Annotated in this window: 12 protein-coding genes; 8 read left to right on the forward strand and 4 right to left on the reverse strand. The window is 46.4% G+C overall.

Annotated elements, in window-relative coordinates:
* Positions 1-2 precede the first annotated feature (2 nt).
* Complete coding sequence (locus QZ918_RS04990) at positions 3-3263, forward strand: RNaseH domain-containing protein (RefSeq protein ID WP_293331833.1); 3261 nt, start codon at positions 3-5, stop codon at positions 3261-3263.
* Positions 3264-3268: 5 nt separating this feature from the next.
* On the opposite strand, the gene QZ918_RS04995 is transcribed toward QZ918_RS04990, so the two are convergent.
* Positions 3269-4807, reverse strand: a complete 1539-nt coding sequence (locus tag QZ918_RS04995) for a DEAD/DEAH box helicase (protein ID WP_293331836.1) — start codon at positions 4805-4807, stop codon at positions 3269-3271.
* A gap of 478 nt (positions 4808-5285) precedes the next feature.
* Here QZ918_RS04995 and QZ918_RS05000 point away from each other — a divergent pair, with 478 nt between their 5' ends.
* From QZ918_RS05000 to QZ918_RS05015, 4 genes are all read left to right on the forward strand, one after another.
* Positions 5286-6131 (forward strand): class I SAM-dependent methyltransferase, encoded by an 846-nt coding sequence (locus QZ918_RS05000; RefSeq protein WP_293157055.1) that lies wholly within the window; start codon positions 5286-5288, stop codon positions 6129-6131.
* 103 nt (positions 6132-6234) lie between these two features.
* The gene (ald, locus tag QZ918_RS05005) at positions 6235-7323 is read left to right on the forward strand and encodes an alanine dehydrogenase (protein WP_293157052.1); all 1089 of its coding nucleotides are present in this window, start codon (positions 6235-6237) and stop codon (positions 7321-7323) included.
* An 889-nt stretch (positions 7324-8212) separates the two neighbouring features.
* Positions 8213-10306: a hypothetical protein gene (locus tag QZ918_RS05010; protein WP_293331839.1), complete on the forward strand. Its 2094-nt coding sequence runs from the start codon at positions 8213-8215 to the stop codon at positions 10304-10306.
* 1 nt (position 10307) lies between these two features.
* On the forward strand, positions 10308-10742 hold the full coding sequence (locus QZ918_RS05015) for a hypothetical protein (protein WP_293331842.1): 435 nt from the start codon (positions 10308-10310) through the stop codon (positions 10740-10742).
* A 6-nt stretch (positions 10743-10748) separates the two neighbouring features.
* On the opposite strand, the gene sfsA is transcribed toward QZ918_RS05015, so the two are convergent.
* Positions 10749-11471, reverse strand: a complete 723-nt coding sequence (gene sfsA, locus QZ918_RS05020; RefSeq protein ID WP_293332090.1) for a DNA/RNA nuclease SfsA — start codon at positions 11469-11471, stop codon at positions 10749-10751.
* Between the two features lie 133 nt (positions 11472-11604).
* Positions 11605-12309 carry a glutathione S-transferase family protein gene (locus QZ918_RS05025; RefSeq protein ID WP_293331845.1) on the reverse strand — a complete coding sequence of 235 codons (705 nt, stop codon included), beginning with the start codon at positions 12307-12309 and terminating at the stop codon, positions 11605-11607.
* A 177-nt stretch (positions 12310-12486) separates the two neighbouring features.
* Between QZ918_RS05025 and murJ the strand changes: the two genes are divergently transcribed.
* Entirely contained in the window at positions 12487-14100 is a 1614-nt protein-coding gene (gene murJ, locus QZ918_RS05030; protein ID WP_293331848.1) for a murein biosynthesis integral membrane protein MurJ, read from the forward strand.
* 109 nt (positions 14101-14209) lie between these two features.
* Here the strand turns inward: murJ and QZ918_RS05035 are convergent, their stop codons facing one another.
* Positions 14210-15160, reverse strand: coding sequence for a phytanoyl-CoA dioxygenase family protein (locus QZ918_RS05035; protein WP_293331851.1), 951 nt, complete (start codon positions 15158-15160; stop codon positions 14210-14212).
* 803 nt (positions 15161-15963) lie between these two features.
* Here QZ918_RS05035 and QZ918_RS05040 point away from each other — a divergent pair.
* Positions 15964-16155 (forward strand): hypothetical protein, encoded by a 192-nt coding sequence (locus QZ918_RS05040; RefSeq protein WP_293331854.1) that lies wholly within the window; start codon positions 15964-15966, stop codon positions 16153-16155.
* Positions 16156-16325: 170 nt separating this feature from the next.
* Entirely contained in the window at positions 16326-19766 is a 3441-nt protein-coding gene (locus tag QZ918_RS05045; RefSeq protein ID WP_293331856.1) for an FG-GAP-like repeat-containing protein, read from the forward strand.
* Positions 19767-19986: the final 220 nt, after the last annotated feature.

Consider the following 19986-nt stretch of genomic DNA (forward strand, 5'->3'; position numbering starts at 1 on the left):
TTATGAACGGCGAAACTTTTGAGGAAATTGAATTCTATCGCGACGCTGAAGCAAAGGAAACCAATATTACTGGAGATGAAACCATGAACGACGACATTTTTAACCAAATCGAATCCGATGATGACGAAGAAACAGAAGCAACTGTGATTTCAGACACTCTTTACGTTCCTCTTGCAAATAAGAGTCTGAAAGAAATTACCCTAGCTTTTACCGTGCCAGATAATATCGAGCCAGTAACAGTCAAAGGCTTGACCCTAGCTTGGACAAAATCTGCTTTACATGAGCTTTCAACTATCCAAAAAGCTGCTTGCAAGGGCGATTCAACCATCAAAAATCTCCCTTATGCCTCGCTGCGAGGTTTGTTAGAAGTAGGACTTGACAATCTAGCACGGATGCAGGCAAATGTAGGTTTGAGTAACTATTCGTTAAATCCTAAAAATGTAAATAATCCTGAACCATTTGCTTACTTAAATTCCGAAAGTACGGAAGATCTCCATAAATCGTTACGCCCAATTATCAACGAGTGGATGATAAATTGTCTCAAACCTTTTGCTGAGAAAGAAGATGGGCTATCGGAAGTTATCGACCGTTTGCAAGATTTGCACGATCGAAAAGAGTTGTTAACAATTACTCTGTCGGAGTCTCAAGTTTTACCGTGGAAATGGTCAGCAGAAACAGGAACAACTCAGGCTAGAAAGAATGATGATTATCGCGCGTTAGTCGATTATGCAGTTCGTGCGATCGCCGGAAAAGAGATTTTTCAGGGGCTAGGAACAATGAAGCGGGTTATTTCTAGCGGCGGGCGTCTCACAACTGGGATGGCAGAATTGATTACCGATCCCATTACTCTACCCGACACTACAGGAAAATTCAGTCTGGTGGTACGCTTAGAAGTCGTAACCTATCCTTCTTTGCACCAGCCTTTATTGAAGATTGATGTCTCCAAACGCCGCTGGTTTAGTAAGTTAAAACCTGCACGTTATAACTCGGCAGATATTAGCGGTTTTGTATTTTCTGATGATTATGGCGATCGCGCTTTTAGCTACACAGTGCATTCGCAGTCGGAAAAACAGGACAAAAATCAGCAGGACAAAAAGAAAAATTGGTTTTGGGCGATCGATAAAGATTTTGAAGCCTTGCGCGGCAAGCTAAAACTACCGCTGAAAACGCCTGACAATCAAAATATTGATGGTTCTCAAATTGCATTGGGGAAAGCTTCAACGGATAGCTGTCAAGCTGTGTTAACTTACCGCAACGGCTTGCAAGAAGGGAAGCACGGAATTGAGGCTGGCGTACCGGAGATTGATAAGTTAGAAGCTTTTGAAAAAATTGCCGAAATTCTCAAACCTATTGGCTTCAAACCTTTCGATAATTACTCACCCGTAAAAATCAAAGGTGAAAGTCACAAAAAAGACGATACAGCCTCGCGCATGATTAACTTGCCTACTCTGTTAGGTGCTGCTTTAGAAGTTCTCGAAAAAGACAACTGTTCTGATTTGACTCCAAAATATCTAGAAAGCTTTGAGGACAATGAGTTAAACAGCTTGCTAACCAAACACCTAGACATCAATTTAGATAATATTGCCAAAGGCAGAAAAGCCCTTCAATTTGTCTGTCAATTAAAAGAACTCAAGGCGATGATTCAGGCAAACCAGGAAGCTATGTGTCGGCTATATCCTAACGAAAAACTGTTGCTTGTTGTCTTTTACGAAGAACAATGCCAAACCGAAATAAAACTGCTGCAAGCAATGATTCGCGTGCTCTGGGGTGGTGCGATCGAACTCATGGTTAATCGTTTACCAGCAAACACTCACGGGCCGAAAGAGTCATTGTCAGGTGCAAATTTGAAACTGAAAGAGCGATCGCAAAACCGCATAAAAGCCTGGGACTCGATCGTCCAACAACTGGCTTTACGCAAACAGCGCACTTTTTGCCTGGTAATGGCGCGAGAATGGTATCCAGACAACAAACATGACGATGCCGTAAATAAGCCCTCATCCCGTCAAGCACTGGCTACAATCGCTGGTTCTTGCGTGCAGTTTCTGCTACCGATTGAAACAACCAAGGAGAAAAATATTCTCAACCTTGGTGATTTTTCCCATAGAGTGCAAGCGGCTCTAAAAGACTTACTTTGGGCTCACTCGGGTCGCATTGATGATGTCAAAGAAAAGGTTGACAAATGGCTAAAAGATATTCCTCAAGAAGCCAGACCAAAAGAAATTATTGGGATTACGATCGTCCGCAAACAAAAAGGTCGCACTCGCGGCTCTATTGAGAAGACATTTTTGCCAGTTGCTATGCGTCTCAACGTGGAGACAGGCGAGTGCGAACTGTGCTGTGCCTATGAGAAAGGGAATAGTTTACAAATCAGTCCTTGGAGCAAATTTTCGGATGCGATCGCCTTCATCTCCCAAATCTCCCCCGTGAAACTGGCTGACAAAGAAGATGTGCGTCGAAATCGTTTCATGGAATTTGTCGAGCAGATTATTTCCAATTCTGTAGATGAGGGAAATCAACCATTAGTTACGATCGATTCTTCCAACTGCGTGCAGCTTTGGTCTTGGCTTGCCGATTCTAAAATGAATGCAAATCAGATTAATTTTGAAACCAAGTCTGGAAGCCCCTTGTACGAACATATGGAGCAAGAATGGAAAGGCGCGCGGATAATTCGGATTCGCCAAGACCTCGCCCCTGGAATTCTCGATAAAAAAGTAAGATATTTTGCAGAAACTTTTCTGGAAGATCCGCGAACAAAAGAAGAACTAACTTCAACACATGAAATTCCTTCAGCTTCTAGTGCAATGAAGTTATTTCGGCTAAATTCAACTAATCAAAACAGCGCCACAAATCAAAATGGTTGTGTTGCTTACCTGTCTGTAGGACGTAAAACACTTCATAAAGAATCGCGCGGTCAAAGTTGCTATGGCGAATCCCAAGTTAGTGCAGTTTTCAAAATCAAAAAAGAGGATGGTTCGCTGGAAAAAGTTTTAAACAAAGCTGGATTAGAGGTTCACAAAATCGGAAATCGTTCGCCTTATATCGGACAATTACCAACTCCCAATCCCCTGGAAATTGTTGTGACTTTACGACAAGAAAATGATAATCCCGATCGCCTTGCTGCGCTTGTAGAATCTCTGCGCTATGGTTTCGGTCATTACAGCGACTGGTCTAGCTTACCTGCTCCCTTGTTCTTCGAGCGTGTCGTGCGAGATTACATCAGCGATTTTGCGATCTTCGAGGATGAAGAGATGGAAGAAGAATAGCTTTGTTACCAGGGAATGTCATCATCATCTCCCCATTTTGCTGGTGTTTCTGCGGCTTTTTTAGTTTGCTCTCGGTTCACTCCGTAAATGGGTGTTGGTTTGACGGTTTCTAATTTCGGGTATTCGGGTTTTGGCGGTTCTATTTGTTGTACTTTTGATTCTGGTTTCTCGACTTGCATTCCGCCTCGGCGACGCTGGGATGTTCTTTCTTCGGTGGTATCTTCGGTGACGACTTCGTAGAGAATTGCTAACTTGTTTGCATCGCTGCTTTTGCGGAGAACTCGACCCAATCTCTGGATGTATTCGCGTTCGCTTCCCGTACCTGAAAGTATAATAGCAATTCTGGCGTCGGGTACGTCCACTCCTTCGTTCAGGACGTGGGAAGCGACGAGGGTTTTGTATTCGCCGCTGCGAAATTTGTCGAGGATTTCGTGCCTTTCTTTGACTGGGGTTTGGTGGGTGATTGTGGGAATCAGAAATTCTTGGGAAATTCGGTAGACTGTGGCGTTGTCTCCGGTGAAGATTAGGGTGCGCTGCGGAGAGTGTTCGGCTAGGATTTGAGCTAAGATTCGCAGTTTGCCTTCGGTACAAAGGGCGATTTCTTTGGCTTGGCGGTGGGCAATCATGGCGCGCCTTCCTAATGGCGATCGCGCGCTGGCCATGATAAACTGTTTCCATCCTTCGAGGCTGGATATTTTGATGTTGGACTGTTTGAGGAAGTCGTTGCGAATGTTCATGGCTTCGCTGTAGCGATCGGTTTCTTCTTTTGACAGTTTGACCATGATTTGCACTATTTTATGGTCGGCTAAGGCGTCGCCTGCTAAATCTTCGGGTTTTTTGCTATATACTGTCGGGCCGATGAGGAAATGTAAGTCGCTGTGCCGTCCGTCTGTGCGATCGGGTGTTGCTGTCAGTCCGAGTCGAAAAGGCGCGATCGCATATTCGGATATTACTCGATAAAAGTCGGTTGGTAAATGGTGGCATTCGTCAAACACCAGCAAGCCGTATTTGTTTCCCAAGGTTTCGGCGTGAATGCTGGCGCTGTCGTAGGTTGCTACTAAAATTGGCGTTTTGTCCCGCGAACCTCCGCCCAACAATCCAATTTCGATGTCGGGAAAAGCTGCTTTCAAATTAGCGTACCACTGGTGCATTAAATCGAGAGTTGGTACTACGACTAATGTACTGCGGCCTGTGACTTGCATGGCTAATTGGGCCACATAAGTTTTGCCCGAAGCGGTGGGGAGGACGACTACTCCTTTGCTTCCTGCTTCTTGCCAAGCTGCTAGGGCTTCTTGTTGGTGCGGGTAAGGCTGCATTGCCACGCTGGATACGAGTTCGAGTAGTTCGTATCCGCGGGCGTCGTCGGTGAAGTGAGTGCAGTCGGCCTGAAGCGATTCTACCAGCGGGCGGTAGTGAATTGCTCGAATCCGAAATTTTTCCACGCGATCGTCCCACGTGGCAAAGTCCGCCCAGTCTCGGCCTCTGGGCGGTGGGTGCAGTAGGAGCGTTCCGCGATCGAATGTTAATGTAGGTATGCGTGGCATTTTTTGAGATAAGGGGGGAGTTATGCCTGTTAAATTATAGGCGATCGATAAAATCGATTGACAGCAGACTCTCTATAAGTTATGTTTTTAAGCAAATTTATAAAACCACAATCTACTTTATACCCTTCCAGGCGGTTTGTTGAGATTTTTACGCTTTTGTTTAGCAAATAAGTTTGCCAAAGTGTCAAAAGTTTCTAGCAGGGACTTTAGTCATTGTCGCTGACTGGGAAAGAAACGAGTGCAGTCCTGACTGCAAGCTGCTTGTGAAAGAAAGGAGTGAACTCCAGACTGGAAACCAATACGGTTCACTTAAAAAGCTAGTTGCCCGCGCGCGCATCAGTTAATTGAGAACTGTCACAGTCTTCACTATTGCAACGTGAGTTCGCAATGAGATTAGCCTTGACTGAACGGTATTGGGCTAAAAACGGATTTTTATAGATTTTCGTAATGCTTCGAGTTCACTTACCCTCTGAATCAGATGTTAGACTTTCTCAAATACAAAGAAAATTTCTTAGAATCGACTAAAGACTGGGATAACCAGAAATGGAGTAATTATAGTGACAATCCATTGGTGCTTGTTGCCCCAACGCTTGACAATTGTCATGTCAAAAATTGTCGCGTGCTTAAAAACCGCTTCAGAATGTTGGAATGTTTACCTAAAAATTCTGTGGTTGCTGAGGTTGGAACTCAATACGGTCACTTTGCCGAGGCAATACTCTCTATTACCAAGCCCAAGAAGCTGCATTTGATAGATTATAATTTTGATTTATTCAAAGCAGAACTGAGTAAAAATGAAAAAATACTATTACAACAAGGGATAGAAAACGGTTCTGTCGAACTTCACGAAGGCGATTCTTCGACAATTTTAAGCAGCTTTCCTCACGAGTATTTTGACTGGATCTATATCGATGCCGACCACGCCTATGAAGGTGTATGCAAAGATATTCAGCAAGGTTATACTAAAGTGAAGCCCGACGGCATGATTGTTTTTAACGATTATACGAATTGGTCTGTATGCGAGATTATGCCTTACGGTGTGGCGAAAGCAGTCAATGAGTTTTGTATTGCGAATAACTGGGAAATAGTATTTCTGGCGCTTCATCCTCTAGGCTATCACGATATTGCGATTAAGAAAAATACTGGGGAAAAGGAGGTGCGAATTCAGTTGCAGGAGGTTAAGTCGGAATTGCAGAGTTCGCAAGCTCGGATGCAACAACTACAGTTAGAGTTGGAGCAGGCTAAAAGATCGATCGACTTTATGGAAAATGACAAATTTTGGAAATTGCGATCGCAATGGCTGAAAATCAAACAAATATTCTCCTAGCCCAGCCCGATTCCCAAATCTAAAATCTCCAATGGTATTGTCCCGCTAGGGCTGATTTTTGCGTTAAATTCGATCGACATAAGCCTGAAATTTGAGGTTATAGATGGAAATAGGCGTCCCCAAGGAAATCAAGGATTTAGAGTTTCGAGTCGGACTCAGTCCCACCAGCGTGCGGGCTTGTTCGGACAAAGGCCACACAGTTTTCGTCGAAACGAATGCTGGGGCTGGGGCTGGTTTCGCCGATGAGGACTACATTGAAGCCGGGGCGAAGATTGTCTCGAAGCCCGCTGATGTCTGGAACCGGCAACTAATTGTTAAAGTTAAGGAACCGCTACCTGCTGAGTATCCGCTGATTGAAAAAGAGCAGTTGCTATTTACATATTTGCACTTAGCAGCCGATCGCACATTAACCGAGCACTTAATCAACAGCGGAGTCCAGGCGATCGCCTACGAAACCGTCGAACTCCCCGACAGGAAATTGCCCCTGCTAACCCCGATGAGCATTATTGCAGGGCGTTTGGCCGTGCAGTTCGGTGCTCGGTTTCTGGAACGACAGCAAGGCGGCAGAGGCGTACTTTTGGGGGGCGTACCGGGGGTAAGACCGGGCAAAGTTGTAATTTTGGGCGGCGGAATCGTCGGCACAGAAGCAGCCCGCATTGCTGTCGGAATGGGTGCTAGGGTGCAGATTTTAGATGTAAATGTCGATCGGCTAGCTTACTTGGAAACTTTATTCGGTTCCAGAGTAGAATACCTCTACAGCAGTCCTTTGCAAATAGAAGCAGTTGTTCCCGATGCTGACTTATTAATCGGTGCAGTTTTAGTCTTAGGAAAAAGAGCTCCGGTGCTACTTTCGCGCAAATTTGTCGCCAAAATGCAGCCCGGTTCTGTAATTGTTGACGTAGCCGTCGATCAAGGTGGCTGTGTCGAAACTTTGCGAGTAACTTCTCACACAAATCCTACTTATGTAGAGGAAGGAGTTGTGCATTACGGCGTACCAAATATGCCCGGTGCCGTACCTTGGACTGCAACTCAAGCTTTGAATAACAGCACTTTGCCTTATGTTTTGCAGTTGGCAAATAACGGAATTAAAGCTTTGGAAATGAATCCGAGTTTGGCGAAGGGATTAAACGTGCAGAATCACCGACTGGTACATCCGGCAGTACGAGAAGTTTTCCCAGATTTGGCTGATTAAATTGCGCGTTTTTTTCAGTAAGTTTTCCCGCATCTAAATTGTATTTTGGCGCGGGCAGGATGCCCACCCCACAAGAAACTTAATGTGTTGTGGAACGGGCATCTTGCCCGTTTCCAAACAAAAAAGGTAATCGATATATCTGCTTTGCTGCTCCACCAACGACGGGAGAAGATGCACGATATTAAGCTGAAGTGATACCGACAAGATTTACCAGAAAAAGTTGGTTGAAAGCCGGAACCCCGGGAAAAATTAAAATCAGACGATTCATTACTGCAATTATCTTCCTTCTTTTGTCAACAGTCAACTGTTAACTGTCAATTAAGAGGGCAGGCACGGGGCACTGCCCCTACCACTGATTAAGTGTCAACTGTGAATTGTCAATGGTATATAGCGATCGCAAATGAATCGTAAATTTTTAACCCCACCCCAGCCCTCCCCTTGCTAAGGGGAGGGAGCAAGAAATTTACAAATGATTTGCGATCGCTATAACTTCACGGAAAACTTTGTGTGCGACTCCGGACGGCTGCTGTGATGGTTGCTCCGGAAAAGTTGGGGCTGCTGTCCGATTAATTTGTTGCAATTTCTTCACAATCCTATACGCAGATCGTCGTATTGTTCCCACAGTTTATTTAGAAGACTATGAGATTAAACGCTGCGCTCTAGCTTCACAACAACTACATAAGACTATTTCTAAGTGTGAATTAAATTTTATGTCTAGGTAGCGATGAAGCAATAGTTAGTCGATTGAAAATTTTATATTTTAGATTTTAGATTGACTCTCGCATTGAACCTGGGAGCTTGAACTATGGTCAAAATTTTGGATCTTGTATCGATATTTTGGCTGGTTATAAGCAGGCGTATCAATCAAATTCAAGATGGAGAAATCAAAATGTCACAGCAAGATCCGACTGCTATGGAAGTAACAGATGGTGAATTATCGTTAGGAGAAATGTCAGTAGATGACATAGCTGCCTCACAAGCAATAGAGGCGGGAACTGGCGACCCCACACAGCCTGTGGAGACGCCAATAGCTGAGACTGTACCGGAGAACTCGGCCGTCTCTAACATACCGATTATCCCGCTCCCGATCGCCAAACGGCCGGTCAGCGGGCGCTATCGCGGTACTGTGGGCGGGTTTCAACTCGAAGTTCGGGTGGATGTCGATCGCACGCGGCCGATGAAACGCTTAAGCGGCGACTTCTACCAAATCAGCGGCCAAACGGTAACATATTTCGGATCGTTTATCGTTGAGGCGCCGACGGTAACAGTGACAGCCTCACAAGTCACCGTCAAGGGGCTGGGTAGTTTTACCTTTGCAGCGGGGGCTCCAGTAGTTCAGGTGACGATCGAACGACGGCTGATTTTTCAGCCGCAAGCACCCGCCACAGTACAATTTTTCACCACCGGCGGAGCGCCCGGAGCGACGTATACTTGCGCCTTCGAGTCGATCTATTTCCGCACCGCACGCATCGAGACCGATCGAGTTTCCGATATCAGCACACCCGTATTCAGCAGCTACAACACAGGTTCGCTACCCTCAGGAGGCGCAGCGCGCAACCTCAGCGTCGTCGGCGCCTATAAAGAAGCAGGAATTGAAATGATTCCAAGCGCAGCAAGCGATGTCATCAACATCTCCGAAGCCGGTGCTAATGCTCAGTGGAGCAACGCCGAACTGCACGCTTCCATGCAAAATCACTTCAGCTTGTGGCAAGATCAGCCGCAGTGGGCGATTTGGCAAGTAGCAGCGCAACTTCACGAAATGGGCGCTAGCTTGTACGGCATCATGTTCGACCAAGAAGGCAAACAGCGGCAAGGCTGTGCTGTTTTCCACAGTGCCATCGGCGGGGAAACAGCAGAGCAACTGCGATTGCAAGTCTACACCTACGTTCACGAGCTCGGACACGGTTTCAACCTGCTGCACTCTTGGCAAAAACAGTACGCCTCACCACCGGTGCCAAATCGCCCCAATTCACTGTCTTGGATGAATTATCCGTGGAACTATCCAGGTGGTGGCGCACCCGCATTCTGGAACAGCTTCGCATTTCAGTTTGACAATGAGGAAGTCATCCATATGCGGCACGGGTTCCGCAACAACGTCATCATGGGCGGAAACAACTTCGCCGTCGGGGCCGCTCTGGGTCGCGAAATCATGGCGGATCCAGTGCGCGACGAGTCGGGACTGAAGCTAACCATATCAACCCACCAAAAGAACTTTGGACTCGGTGAGCCTGTGGTGCTACAGTTGATGCTCAACACTACAGATGCCAGAGGGCGCCGCGCCCACACCTGGCTGCATCCCAACACCACCATGGTGAAGATTGTGATTCGCAAGCCCAGCGGTGAAGTTGTGGCTTACGAACCGTTAATCGAGCACTTGGTAGGGCCTCGGGAGACGATCCTCGGTCTCAATGATACGATCGCCGAAAGCGCCTATATCGGCTACGGCAAAGATGGGCTTTACTTTGAAGAACCCGGTAACTATCGCATCCGCGCCTGCTACGCTGCTTTGGACGGATCGCAGGTAATGTCAGATATCATCACAGTTCGCGTGCGCTATCCTGTAACGGCCGCCGAATCAGAAATGGCCGACCTTTTCATCGGCGACGAACAGGGTACATTGCTTTACCTGTTGGGTTCGGATCACGAATCCTTGCAGGGCGGTAACGATGCCTTTGATGAAATTCTGGCGAAGTATCCCGACAACGCGATGACCAACTACGTTCGTTTGGTGAAAGGTATCAACGCCAGCCGGGACTTCAAGACAATCACTGACAAGCAGGAAAACCGCGTGGTTGTGCGCCCTGCAAAATTAGATGAAAGCTCCAAGCTGCTGTCGGCCGTTGCAGATTCGGGTGTTCTCGACCCGGTTTCGGCAAAGATGACTTTGACAAATCTAGCTGAGGTTCAGACTAAAGCTGGCGATGATGAAGCGGTTAAACACACCTTAAGCAAACTCTCGGCAATTGCGATCGGAAAATGGTAATATGCCGTTCCCCAAGGTAAAAAGCTTGATGTTTCGCCGTCAACTGCTAATCGCCTTTGTAACTCTGTTAATGGGGTCGGCCTGCGCCACAAATAGCGGCCGGCTCCATGCTTCTACTGGACAACAAAATAGGAGGTCGATCGTGCCTTTAACTGTCAAACTTCGCGACGGTTTCAGCAATGACACCGTGACAATTAGAGTCAATGGAAAGGAAGTTTATCAGAAGTCAGGAGTCACTACAGACTTGACAATTTCTTTCGCCGATAGGGTGGAAGTGCCTGTCGAGGAATCCACAATTCAGTTAGAGGTAGCGGTGCAGGGAGGTCTCAGGAACACCGAGGAAATCCGCGTACAAGAGACTGCCTTTGTTGATGTGTGGATTGTTGAGGGTAAAATGGATTTTCGATCCTCAAAGCAAGAGTTACCGATGCTTTAGCAACTCTCAAACATCCAGTTTTGCCAAACCCAAATACCGCACGCCTTCGGGAGTTACGTCAAACCGGCAAGGCAAAACTTCGACACCTTCACCGATGGCCTGTCTGAACAATTGTCCGTAAATGCGATCGGCACTATCCCCAGGCGCAAAATCCGTACAATCGCCGCGATTAATAAAATACAGCATTACAGCCCTCGATCCCTGCCGCACCACCTCGATCAATTCTCTTAAATGTTTCTGTCCCCTTTCAGTTACTGTATCGGGAAATAAAGCTAATGTATCTTTAACCCAAGTTGTATTTTTGACTTCCACAAAAATTGGTTTTTCCCCACCAGTCAACCAAAAATCAACTCGACTTTTTTTATCTTTTCCATAAACAACCTCCGGCTGAATTAAACTGTAATTGCCCAACTCAGGAAACAAGCGCAATTCCAAAGCTAATTTAACTACTCGATTTGGCAGCCCAGTATTAACTCCCACCCAAGTTGGGACTGTATCGAAAACTTTAATTAATTCCCAAGTATAAGCTAACTTGCGTTTGGGATTGTCGCTGGGAGATACTAGCACTGGATTTCCGGGAATTAAAACACCAGTCATCGGGCCGGTATTCGGACAGTGCGCGGTGATGATTTCTCCCGTATCTAGTTCGATTTCTGCGAAAAATCGTTTGTAGCGTTTGATTAAAGTGCCGGGTAATAAAGGCGGATATTTGTAAATTAAGTCAGTCATGGGGATGGGGGCATTGGGCATTGGGCATTGGGCATTGGTAAATAGAAATAATTGCTGTAGGGGCGGGTTTACCAACAATATGTGGCAATAATTGACAATCTCAAAAACCAGCCCCCACCCAACCGTAAATCACTTATTTATCTTCTCTTCTAAGCTCATTGATTTCATCATTCAAAGACTGCTGTTGTTTACCTTTTATCAACTGTTTCATCTGCGCTTTAAAAGCTTCCACCAATTCGGGACTGGCTTGTGTTTCTTTCCAAGAAGCGCGGGAATTTAAGCGATCGCACCAATCCTCCAATTTGGGGTATTCCTCCAAAGACAGGCCTAACTCGGGCAGCCAAGGCACGGAAACACCAGCCACAACATCGGCGAGGGTAATCGTGTTGCTGCCAAAAAAAGGTCGATCGCCCAACAACTCCTCAAAAAAGCTCAGTACCGCCGCCACTTGCTGCCCAGATTTTTCCAGCTTCTCGGGTTCGGCTGCGCCGCCGAAAGTCTGGCGGACAAAGGGACTCAGCGCTGGTGTCAATTCGTTGACTGTGACCATTTGTACCATGCGTGCGATCGCCAAATCCCGAGCATTCTGTGGCAATAGTGCGATCGTTGGATACTTAGCTTCGAGATAATCAAGCATCGCGAGACTTTCTATTAAATGAAAATCTCCATCAGCCAAAACCGGGACGTGGTGAAAAGGGCTAATAGCTAAAAAATCAGGTTGAAACTGATCGCCGTTTAATTTCAGCGCCACCAATTCAAACTCAATCTCTTTTTCCAGCAAAGCAATCCAAACGCGGCGAGCATTAGTAGACAGCGGATTATAATAAAGTTTCAGCAAGGTCAAATCTCCTAAAGTCAAATCACTATAATTTTGGTACTTACTAGAGCCAATTAACGCCAAAAGATCGTAGCACGAAACCCAGATACATAGAAAAATTCTGAATTCATGTTACGATCGTCCAGATTTGCTATTAAACTTAGCAAAGCCTTTTAGCACTAGCGTTTGTAACCATTTGTGTCTGAAACCCAGAAGCCCTCTCGTTCCCTAGCAGGGATTGCCGGCATTGTCGCAGTCGCCACTCTGATTAGCAAAGTCTTCGGATTGGTGCGCCAAATTGCGATCGCAGCAGCCTTTGGAGTCGGTGTCGCCGTCGATGCCTACAACTACGCCTACGTCATCCCCGGTTTCCTATTTATTTTACTGGGAGGGATTAACGGGCCATTTCACAGCGCCATAGTCAGCGTTTTAGCCCGCCGCGACAAAAAAGAAGCAGCACCCTTAGTCGAGACAATCACCACCTTAGTTGGCGGCATATTGCTGTTGGTAACAATCGCTTTAATTATTTTTGCCGATCAGGCGATCGATTTAGTAGCACCCGGGTTAAATAGAACAGCAGAAGGTTTAGAAATCAAAGCAATAGCCGTCCAACAATTTCGGATTATGGCGCCGATGGCATTGCTTTCAGGCTTAATCGGCATTGGTTTCGGCACACTCAACGCCGCCGATATGTACTGGCTTCCTTCCATCAGCCCTTTATTTTCCAGCGTTGCACTTGTCGGCGGTTTAGGAATTCTCGCGCTACAACTCGGAGACAAAATAACTCAGCCAGAATACGCATTAATCGGCGGCTTAGTATTAGCTTGGGGAACTTTAGCAGGAGCAGTTTTGCAGTGGTTAGTGCAACTGGCAGCGCAGTGGCGCGCGGGATTGGGAAAATTGCGTTTGCGGTTTAATTTTAAACGCCCCGGAGTGCAAGAAGTAGTTAAGGTGATGGTTCCTGCTACCCTATCCTCGGGAATGCTGCAAATTAATGTCTATACCGACCTGTTTTTCGCATCCTACATCCCTCAAGCTGCATCTGCCATGGGTTACAGTGGCCTATTGGTTATGACTCCTTTAGGCATTATTTCTAATGTAATTTTAGTACCATTTTTGCCAATATTTTCTCGCCTTGCCGAACCCAAAGACTGGCCGGAATTGAAAGATAAAATTCGTCAAGCTTTAATTTTGACTGCGCTGACAATGATGCCCTTGAGCGCTTTAATGGTGACACTGGCTACACCCATCGTCCGCATTGTTTACGAACGCGGTGCTTTTAATCTGTCAGCCTCGCAGTTTGTCATACCGATATTAATGGCTTACGCTATTGGAATGTTTGTGTATTTGGGGCGCGACGTTTTGGTACGGGTATTTTATGCCTTGGGAGACGGTGAAACCCCTTTTCGTGTCAGTATTATCAATATCTTTTTAAATGGGCTGCTGGATTATTTATTAGTAGGAGCTTTCGGCGCGCCCGGATTAGTTTTGGCGACGGTGGGAGTGAATATAGTTTCGATGATTATGTTTTTGTACTTGTTAGATAAAAAGCTGGGTGGCTTGCCTTGGGGCGAGTGGAGTTTACCTTTTTTAGGGTTAGCTTGTGGTAGTTCTCTAACTGCTTTCGTGTCCTTGGCTACTCTGCAAGCCTGTCAAAGAGTTTTGGGTACTGAAGGTTTGCTAATTCAAATAGTGCAGTTGAGTGTGGCGAGTTTGGCAGGATTGGGAGTTTTTGCCATTTTTGTTAATCAGATGAAGTTGCCGGAAGTTGAGATGTTTGTCGATCGCATTCGCGGCCGTTTTGTGAAGTAATATAGTTTCTGTTGGCATCTCAATCATGTTTTAATGTCTGCTGCCCCAGAGAATAATCTAAAAAGTCTCGACAGACAGACAAGACTTCCTGATTGGCGAGGTTGACTTGCTAGCAACCGAAAGCCTCGTGAATGTTGCCGTAGTCGTTAATGGTATACTCTATTTGCAGCATCAAGCGCGGTTTCTCAGTTGGCTGGGTTCCTCTGTGAAAGCAAAAAGGATTTTCTACAAACCCAAAACCAGCTTTGCCACAGACATTCACCACATTTTGAGCGCCGTAATATTCAACAATCTTTTCGTCATCGATGTCTGCACATCGCGTACTTATAAGTTGGTGCATCAACTTTTTGCCTTTGTGAGTTCCAGAAACATAAGTGTGCGGCCCGCTGAACATATCGACATCGGTAAGGTAGAAAAAAAACTTAATGAACCGATAGTCATCTAAATCGTAGTGAAATACTTGGGCTGCCTTGCGTTGCTGGACGTGGTTTTCTGCTGGAACTGGGAAACTCCACGATATTTCGCTGCCCATGTGTACTGGTTCGGCACCCAGAAATTTAGCTGCAATAGCCAGTATGCCGGGGTCTTTTTCCAGTTCTTTCAGGGTTGAAGACTGGTTTCCGTTACTCATATAGCTGCAAACGCGGGCATTTTTGGGTAAGTCCGCACCTACTTTTTCTGTTCCTTTGTAGTGGTAGGGACGGTTGGCATCTCTGTTAATGTAGCCAACTGTAGAACTGGCAAATTTCAAAAGTTCTTGAACTGTATCTTCAGGTAGCTGAAGACCTTGATAACAACTATCGGTTTCGATCGTAGCAGCGATCGCATCTACATCCAACTTTCCCAGAACAGAAGCATTTTCTTGACTGATAACATGAGATTTAGCTGGACGCTTCAATAACATCGTTGCCCAGTCGCGTACAATCTCGAAACGAGCAAATTTACGCATCAAAAACAGTCGAGGGTCTTGAATCAGGCATTGATAGTTTTTGACGAAATAATTGGCAAGCTTGTACCCGAAGCTTTCCGATTTCTGAATCACGCTTGTTGTTGTGTTCATAGTTTGCGGTAGTTTTGTACAAAATTTGTTATTGTAGCTTGCACCTGTCATCTTTTTGTTTGTGATTGTAAGCTGTCTTTGTTTGCAAAAAAAAGAGATATAAAAGTTTTAGAGTTTGCCAATACTTTAGCAAACAAACTTTTAGGTCTCAAGACTTACGCATGAACCACAAAAAACATAGAGTTGAGATTGCGATGCACAGCAAAGAATGACAGATATGCGTTTTCTTGCGTAAGTCCTATATTTGTCACTTGCATTGTTCTAACCTGATTGTTTTAGGTTGTCAAGTAAAACAGATTTTTTAATTATTGTTGCTCTCGATCGAGTCCATGCTTGAATTCGACTGTCTTGAATGTATTTACGGCTGGTTATTTCGGGATATCTGCTCTTGAGACAATCTGAACTTATGTGTTGCTTTGTTTTAAGAAATGTCATCAGAGCGGTTTCAGTGTAGTGCCGTAAAGATATTCAGTGGAGACAAGTCAATGCCTTGTTTTTAAAGGATTTCAGGGATCGCAAACCTCTATAATTGCGCGAGCAAATTCTGGCAAACCGCATATCTTAAAAAAATGTAAAAATATTGGGTGGCATTCCCGACAAGCCTCCCCATAGCATTTTTGATTGCAAAAATTACGCTGGATGTGACAATTAAATCTCTGGTGTCCGGGGCTATAAGGTGTATTTTTAAACTTCTCCTTCAAATTTAGATCCGCCTTGCATCCCCCTTAAAAAGAGGGACAAAAGAGGATCTTGCTTCCCTCTTTTTTAGCTATCAATTAAGTAAAGGAGTATGAAAATATACAATGATTCAAACACCGAGCGACAGGAAGTCAAGTGAAGTCAAGCAATTGCTCGCTGACACCCATACACATTCTGTTACACCGCACCGATTTATTGGCGCCTACTTACTTAGTCCCATTTTGTTTAATATTTACGATCGCGCCACCGCCCCACCATTCCCTCATTCACCGCGATCGATAATCAGAAAAATATAAATAATTGTAAATAAGCGACCTCAATCACAGACAGTGCGATCGCACTTTGCTAATTTTCTAGTAATTAAAAGCCTAGGGTGCCATCAGCTACGAGATAGAAATTGCAATTCGATCGCTCGAATCGATTTTTGCTGCTTAAAAAACACTCAATCTACCGGAAGCACAAACAGATGAACACCCTAACTCAACTTAATAAAAAAAATACCTTTGTGGGTTCCACTAGCGATCGACTAAGTTCGATCGTCATCCTTGACCCTACAGTACCGGAGAGCGATCGCATAGCCGACGGCATCAAACCAGATACAGCTACTTATATTCTCGAAAACAAGCCCAATGCGATCGAGCAAATCACCACAATCTTAGCTCAGCATCAAGGCATCGAAACTCTCCACATCATCACCCACGGTAGCCCCGGCAAGATTTACTTAGGCACGACAGAACTCAACAGCAGCAACATCGAACACTACAGCCAACAGTTGCAACAGTGGCGAAACGCCCTGAGTGCGAACGCCAGCATCATCTTGTATGGCTGTAACGTAGCCGTCGGGAAATCCGGACACCAATTTCTGACTCAACTGAACCAATTCACAGGGGCAAACATCGCTGCTAACTCCCAACCTACAGGTAACTGCGAACTCGGAGGCACTTGGGACATCCTGCAACTCATGCCGCGATCGGGCCAAAGGGCTAAACTGGCTTTGACGGAAACCACCCGCAAAACCTACAGCGGCGTACTCGGCTTCGCGACACAAGTCACCTTCGCTACTGGCTCTAGCCCCAGAGCTGCCAGCATCGGCGACTTCAACGGCGACGGCAAACCTGACTTAGCTGTGGTGAACAACTATAGCCCCTCCGCCTCCATCCTGCTCAACACCACCACCACCGGAGCAACTACCCCCACTTTCGCCACTCAAGCCACTTTCCCAATTGGCAGTTCCCCAAACTCCGTCAGAATCGGCGACTTCAACGGTGACGGCAAACCTGACTTAGCTGTGGGAAATAGTGGTAGCAACACCGTCTCCATCCTGCTCAACACTACCGCCACAGGAGCCACCACCCCCACTTTTGCCTCCCAAGTTACCTTCCCAACTGGGACTTTCTCCTACTCCGTCAGCATCGGCGACTTCAACGGCGACGGCAAACCTGACTTAGCTGTGGTGGACAAGAGCAGCAACACCGCCTCCATCCTGGTCAACACTACCGCTAGAGGAGCCACCACCCCTACTTTTGCCCCCAAAGTTGACTTCACAACTGGCAATTACCCCAAATCCGTCAGCATCGGCGACTTCAACGGCGACGGCAAACCCGATTTAGCTGTGGCGAATGGAAGCGACAGAACTGCTTCGATCCTGCTCAACACCACCACCGCAGGAGCCACCACACCCACTTTTGCCACGCAAGTCGCCTTCGCTACTGGCTCTAGACCCATCTCCGTCAGCACCGGCGACCTTAACGGCGACGGCAAACCCGACTTAGCTGTGGCGAACACTTTGGACAGCAACGTCTCCATCCTGCTCAATACCACCACGACAGGAGGCTCCACCCCCACTTTCGCCCCCCAAGTCACCTTCTCAACAGGCACTAACCCCACCTCCATCGTCACTAACCCAAGGTCTGTTAGCATCGGCGACTTCAACGGCGACGGCAAACCAGACTTAGCTTTAGTGAATCTCACCAGTAACAACGCCTCTATCTTGCTCAACGACACCAGCACAGGAGCCACCACTCCCATCTTCGCCCCCCAAGTCACCTTTGGTACCGGCAATGCCCCCAACTCCGTCAGCATCGGCGACTTCAACGGCGATGGCAAACCTGACTTAGCTGTGACGAGCTACTCCGACATCTCCATCCTGCTCAACACCACCCCCAAAGTTATTACCCCCAAAGTTACTGCTGTCACCGCCACCACTCCCGATGGCACTTATGGTGTCGGTGCAACCATTGCCATCACCGTCACCTTCGATCAAAATGTCACCGTCATCGGCACACCCCAACTGCAACTAGAAACTGGTACAACTGACCAATTTGCCAACTACGCCTCTGGTAGCGGCACTACAGCTCTCACATTCAACTATGTAGTAAAACCAGGAGACGCCTCTGCCGACCTACAATATCTCGCCACCAGTGCCCTCACCCTGAATGGCGGCACAATTAAAGATAATTTGACTGTAAATGCCGATTTAACTCTTCCCGCTTTAGCCTCAGCTAACTCTCTCGGCGGTAGCAAAGCGATAGTTATTAGTCAAACCATCGTCGATAATATTCCACCCACAGTTGCCTTAACATCAACTTCTCCAGCAACAGTTAACAGTAAATTTAGCGTCACCGCTACCTTTAGTGAAAACGTCACCGGCTTTGATAATACTGATATCACCGCAGCCAATGCTACTGTCAGTAATTTTGTGACTGTTGATGCGAAAACTTACACCTTTGATGTCACTCCCGCTGTTAGTGGAAATGTTACAGTTGATGTCCCGTCGGCTAAAGCTACTGATACTGCGGGTAATAATAATACCGCTGCAATTCAACTAATTCGTACTGCGGATATTACGCCAACACCAACCCCAACACCAACTCCTGCGCCAACCCCAACACCAACTCCTGCGCCAACCCCAACACCAACTCCTGCGCCAACCCCAACACCAACTCCTGCGCCAACCCCAACACCAACTCCTGCGCCAATTCCAACGCCAACTCCTGCGCCAATTCCAACGCCAACTCCTGCGCCAATTCCCATTCCAACACCAACTCCAATTCCCACTCCAACACCAACAACTCCCACTCCAACGACTCCAACTCCAACTCCAAATCCAACTCCAACTCCGACTCCGACGACTCCAACGCCTATACGAACAATCACAACTCCAACTCCAACGCCCGCCCCACTACCCACAGCGGAAGTGCAACAAATAGCAATTACTACGCCAAAGCCATCTGTATCGAGTAATGTGCGATCGAACTTACCAGAAAACACCCGATTAGGAGATGTTTACCTGCTAACAAATGGCAACGATAGCATCATCCCAGCAGCAGCATTAGGTTTAAGCGTATTTGCCCTTTCTGGCAACGATTCCTTAACGGGTTCAGACTTCCCAAACACCTATTTTGGAAATCAAGGAGAAGATACTTTAGTTGGTGAAGGAGGTAACGACGAACTAATTGGTGGCAAAGGTTCGGATTCGCTAGATGGTGGTATTGGCAACGATTTTGTTAGCGGGAATAATGACAACGATATCCTGCTAGGTGGTGAAGGCGATGATACCTTACGGGGCGGCAAGCAGGATGATATCTTATCAGGCGGTGCGGGTAACGATGTTTTGAATGGCGATGCGGGTTTCGATATCCTTACGGGTGGAGTTGGGAATGATATCTTTGTATTACAAGATTCGGTAACTCAACTATCTCAAGCCGATCTGATTGCTGACTTCTCTGCTGATGATAAAATCCAGTTAATTGATGTGACTTTCAGTCAACTAACTTTTGCATCAGTTAGTGTGGTTTTAGATGGTGCAACTGCTGTCACAGCAACGGCGATTAAATCCGGGAATAACTACTTGGGAGTGGTTTATAATCTGAATCCAACGGCTCTTAATAGTAGTTCATTCTTGTAACATTGAAGCGAGCGATCGAGGTTCGCAGTGAGGACTTTAGTCCTCTCCAAATGCGGACTGAAGTCCTCACTACAAACTAAACTTAAGGTTCGCAGTGAGGACTTTAGTCCTCTCCAAATGCGGACTGAAGTCCTCACTACAAACTAAACTTAAGGTTCGTAGTGAGGACTTTAGTCCTCTCCAAATGCGGACTGAAGTCCTCACTACAAACTAAACTTAA

Source organism: Microcoleus sp. CAWBG58 (assembly GCF_020883045.1).
Classification (GTDB): domain Bacteria; phylum Cyanobacteriota; class Cyanobacteriia; order Cyanobacteriales; family Microcoleaceae; genus Microcoleus.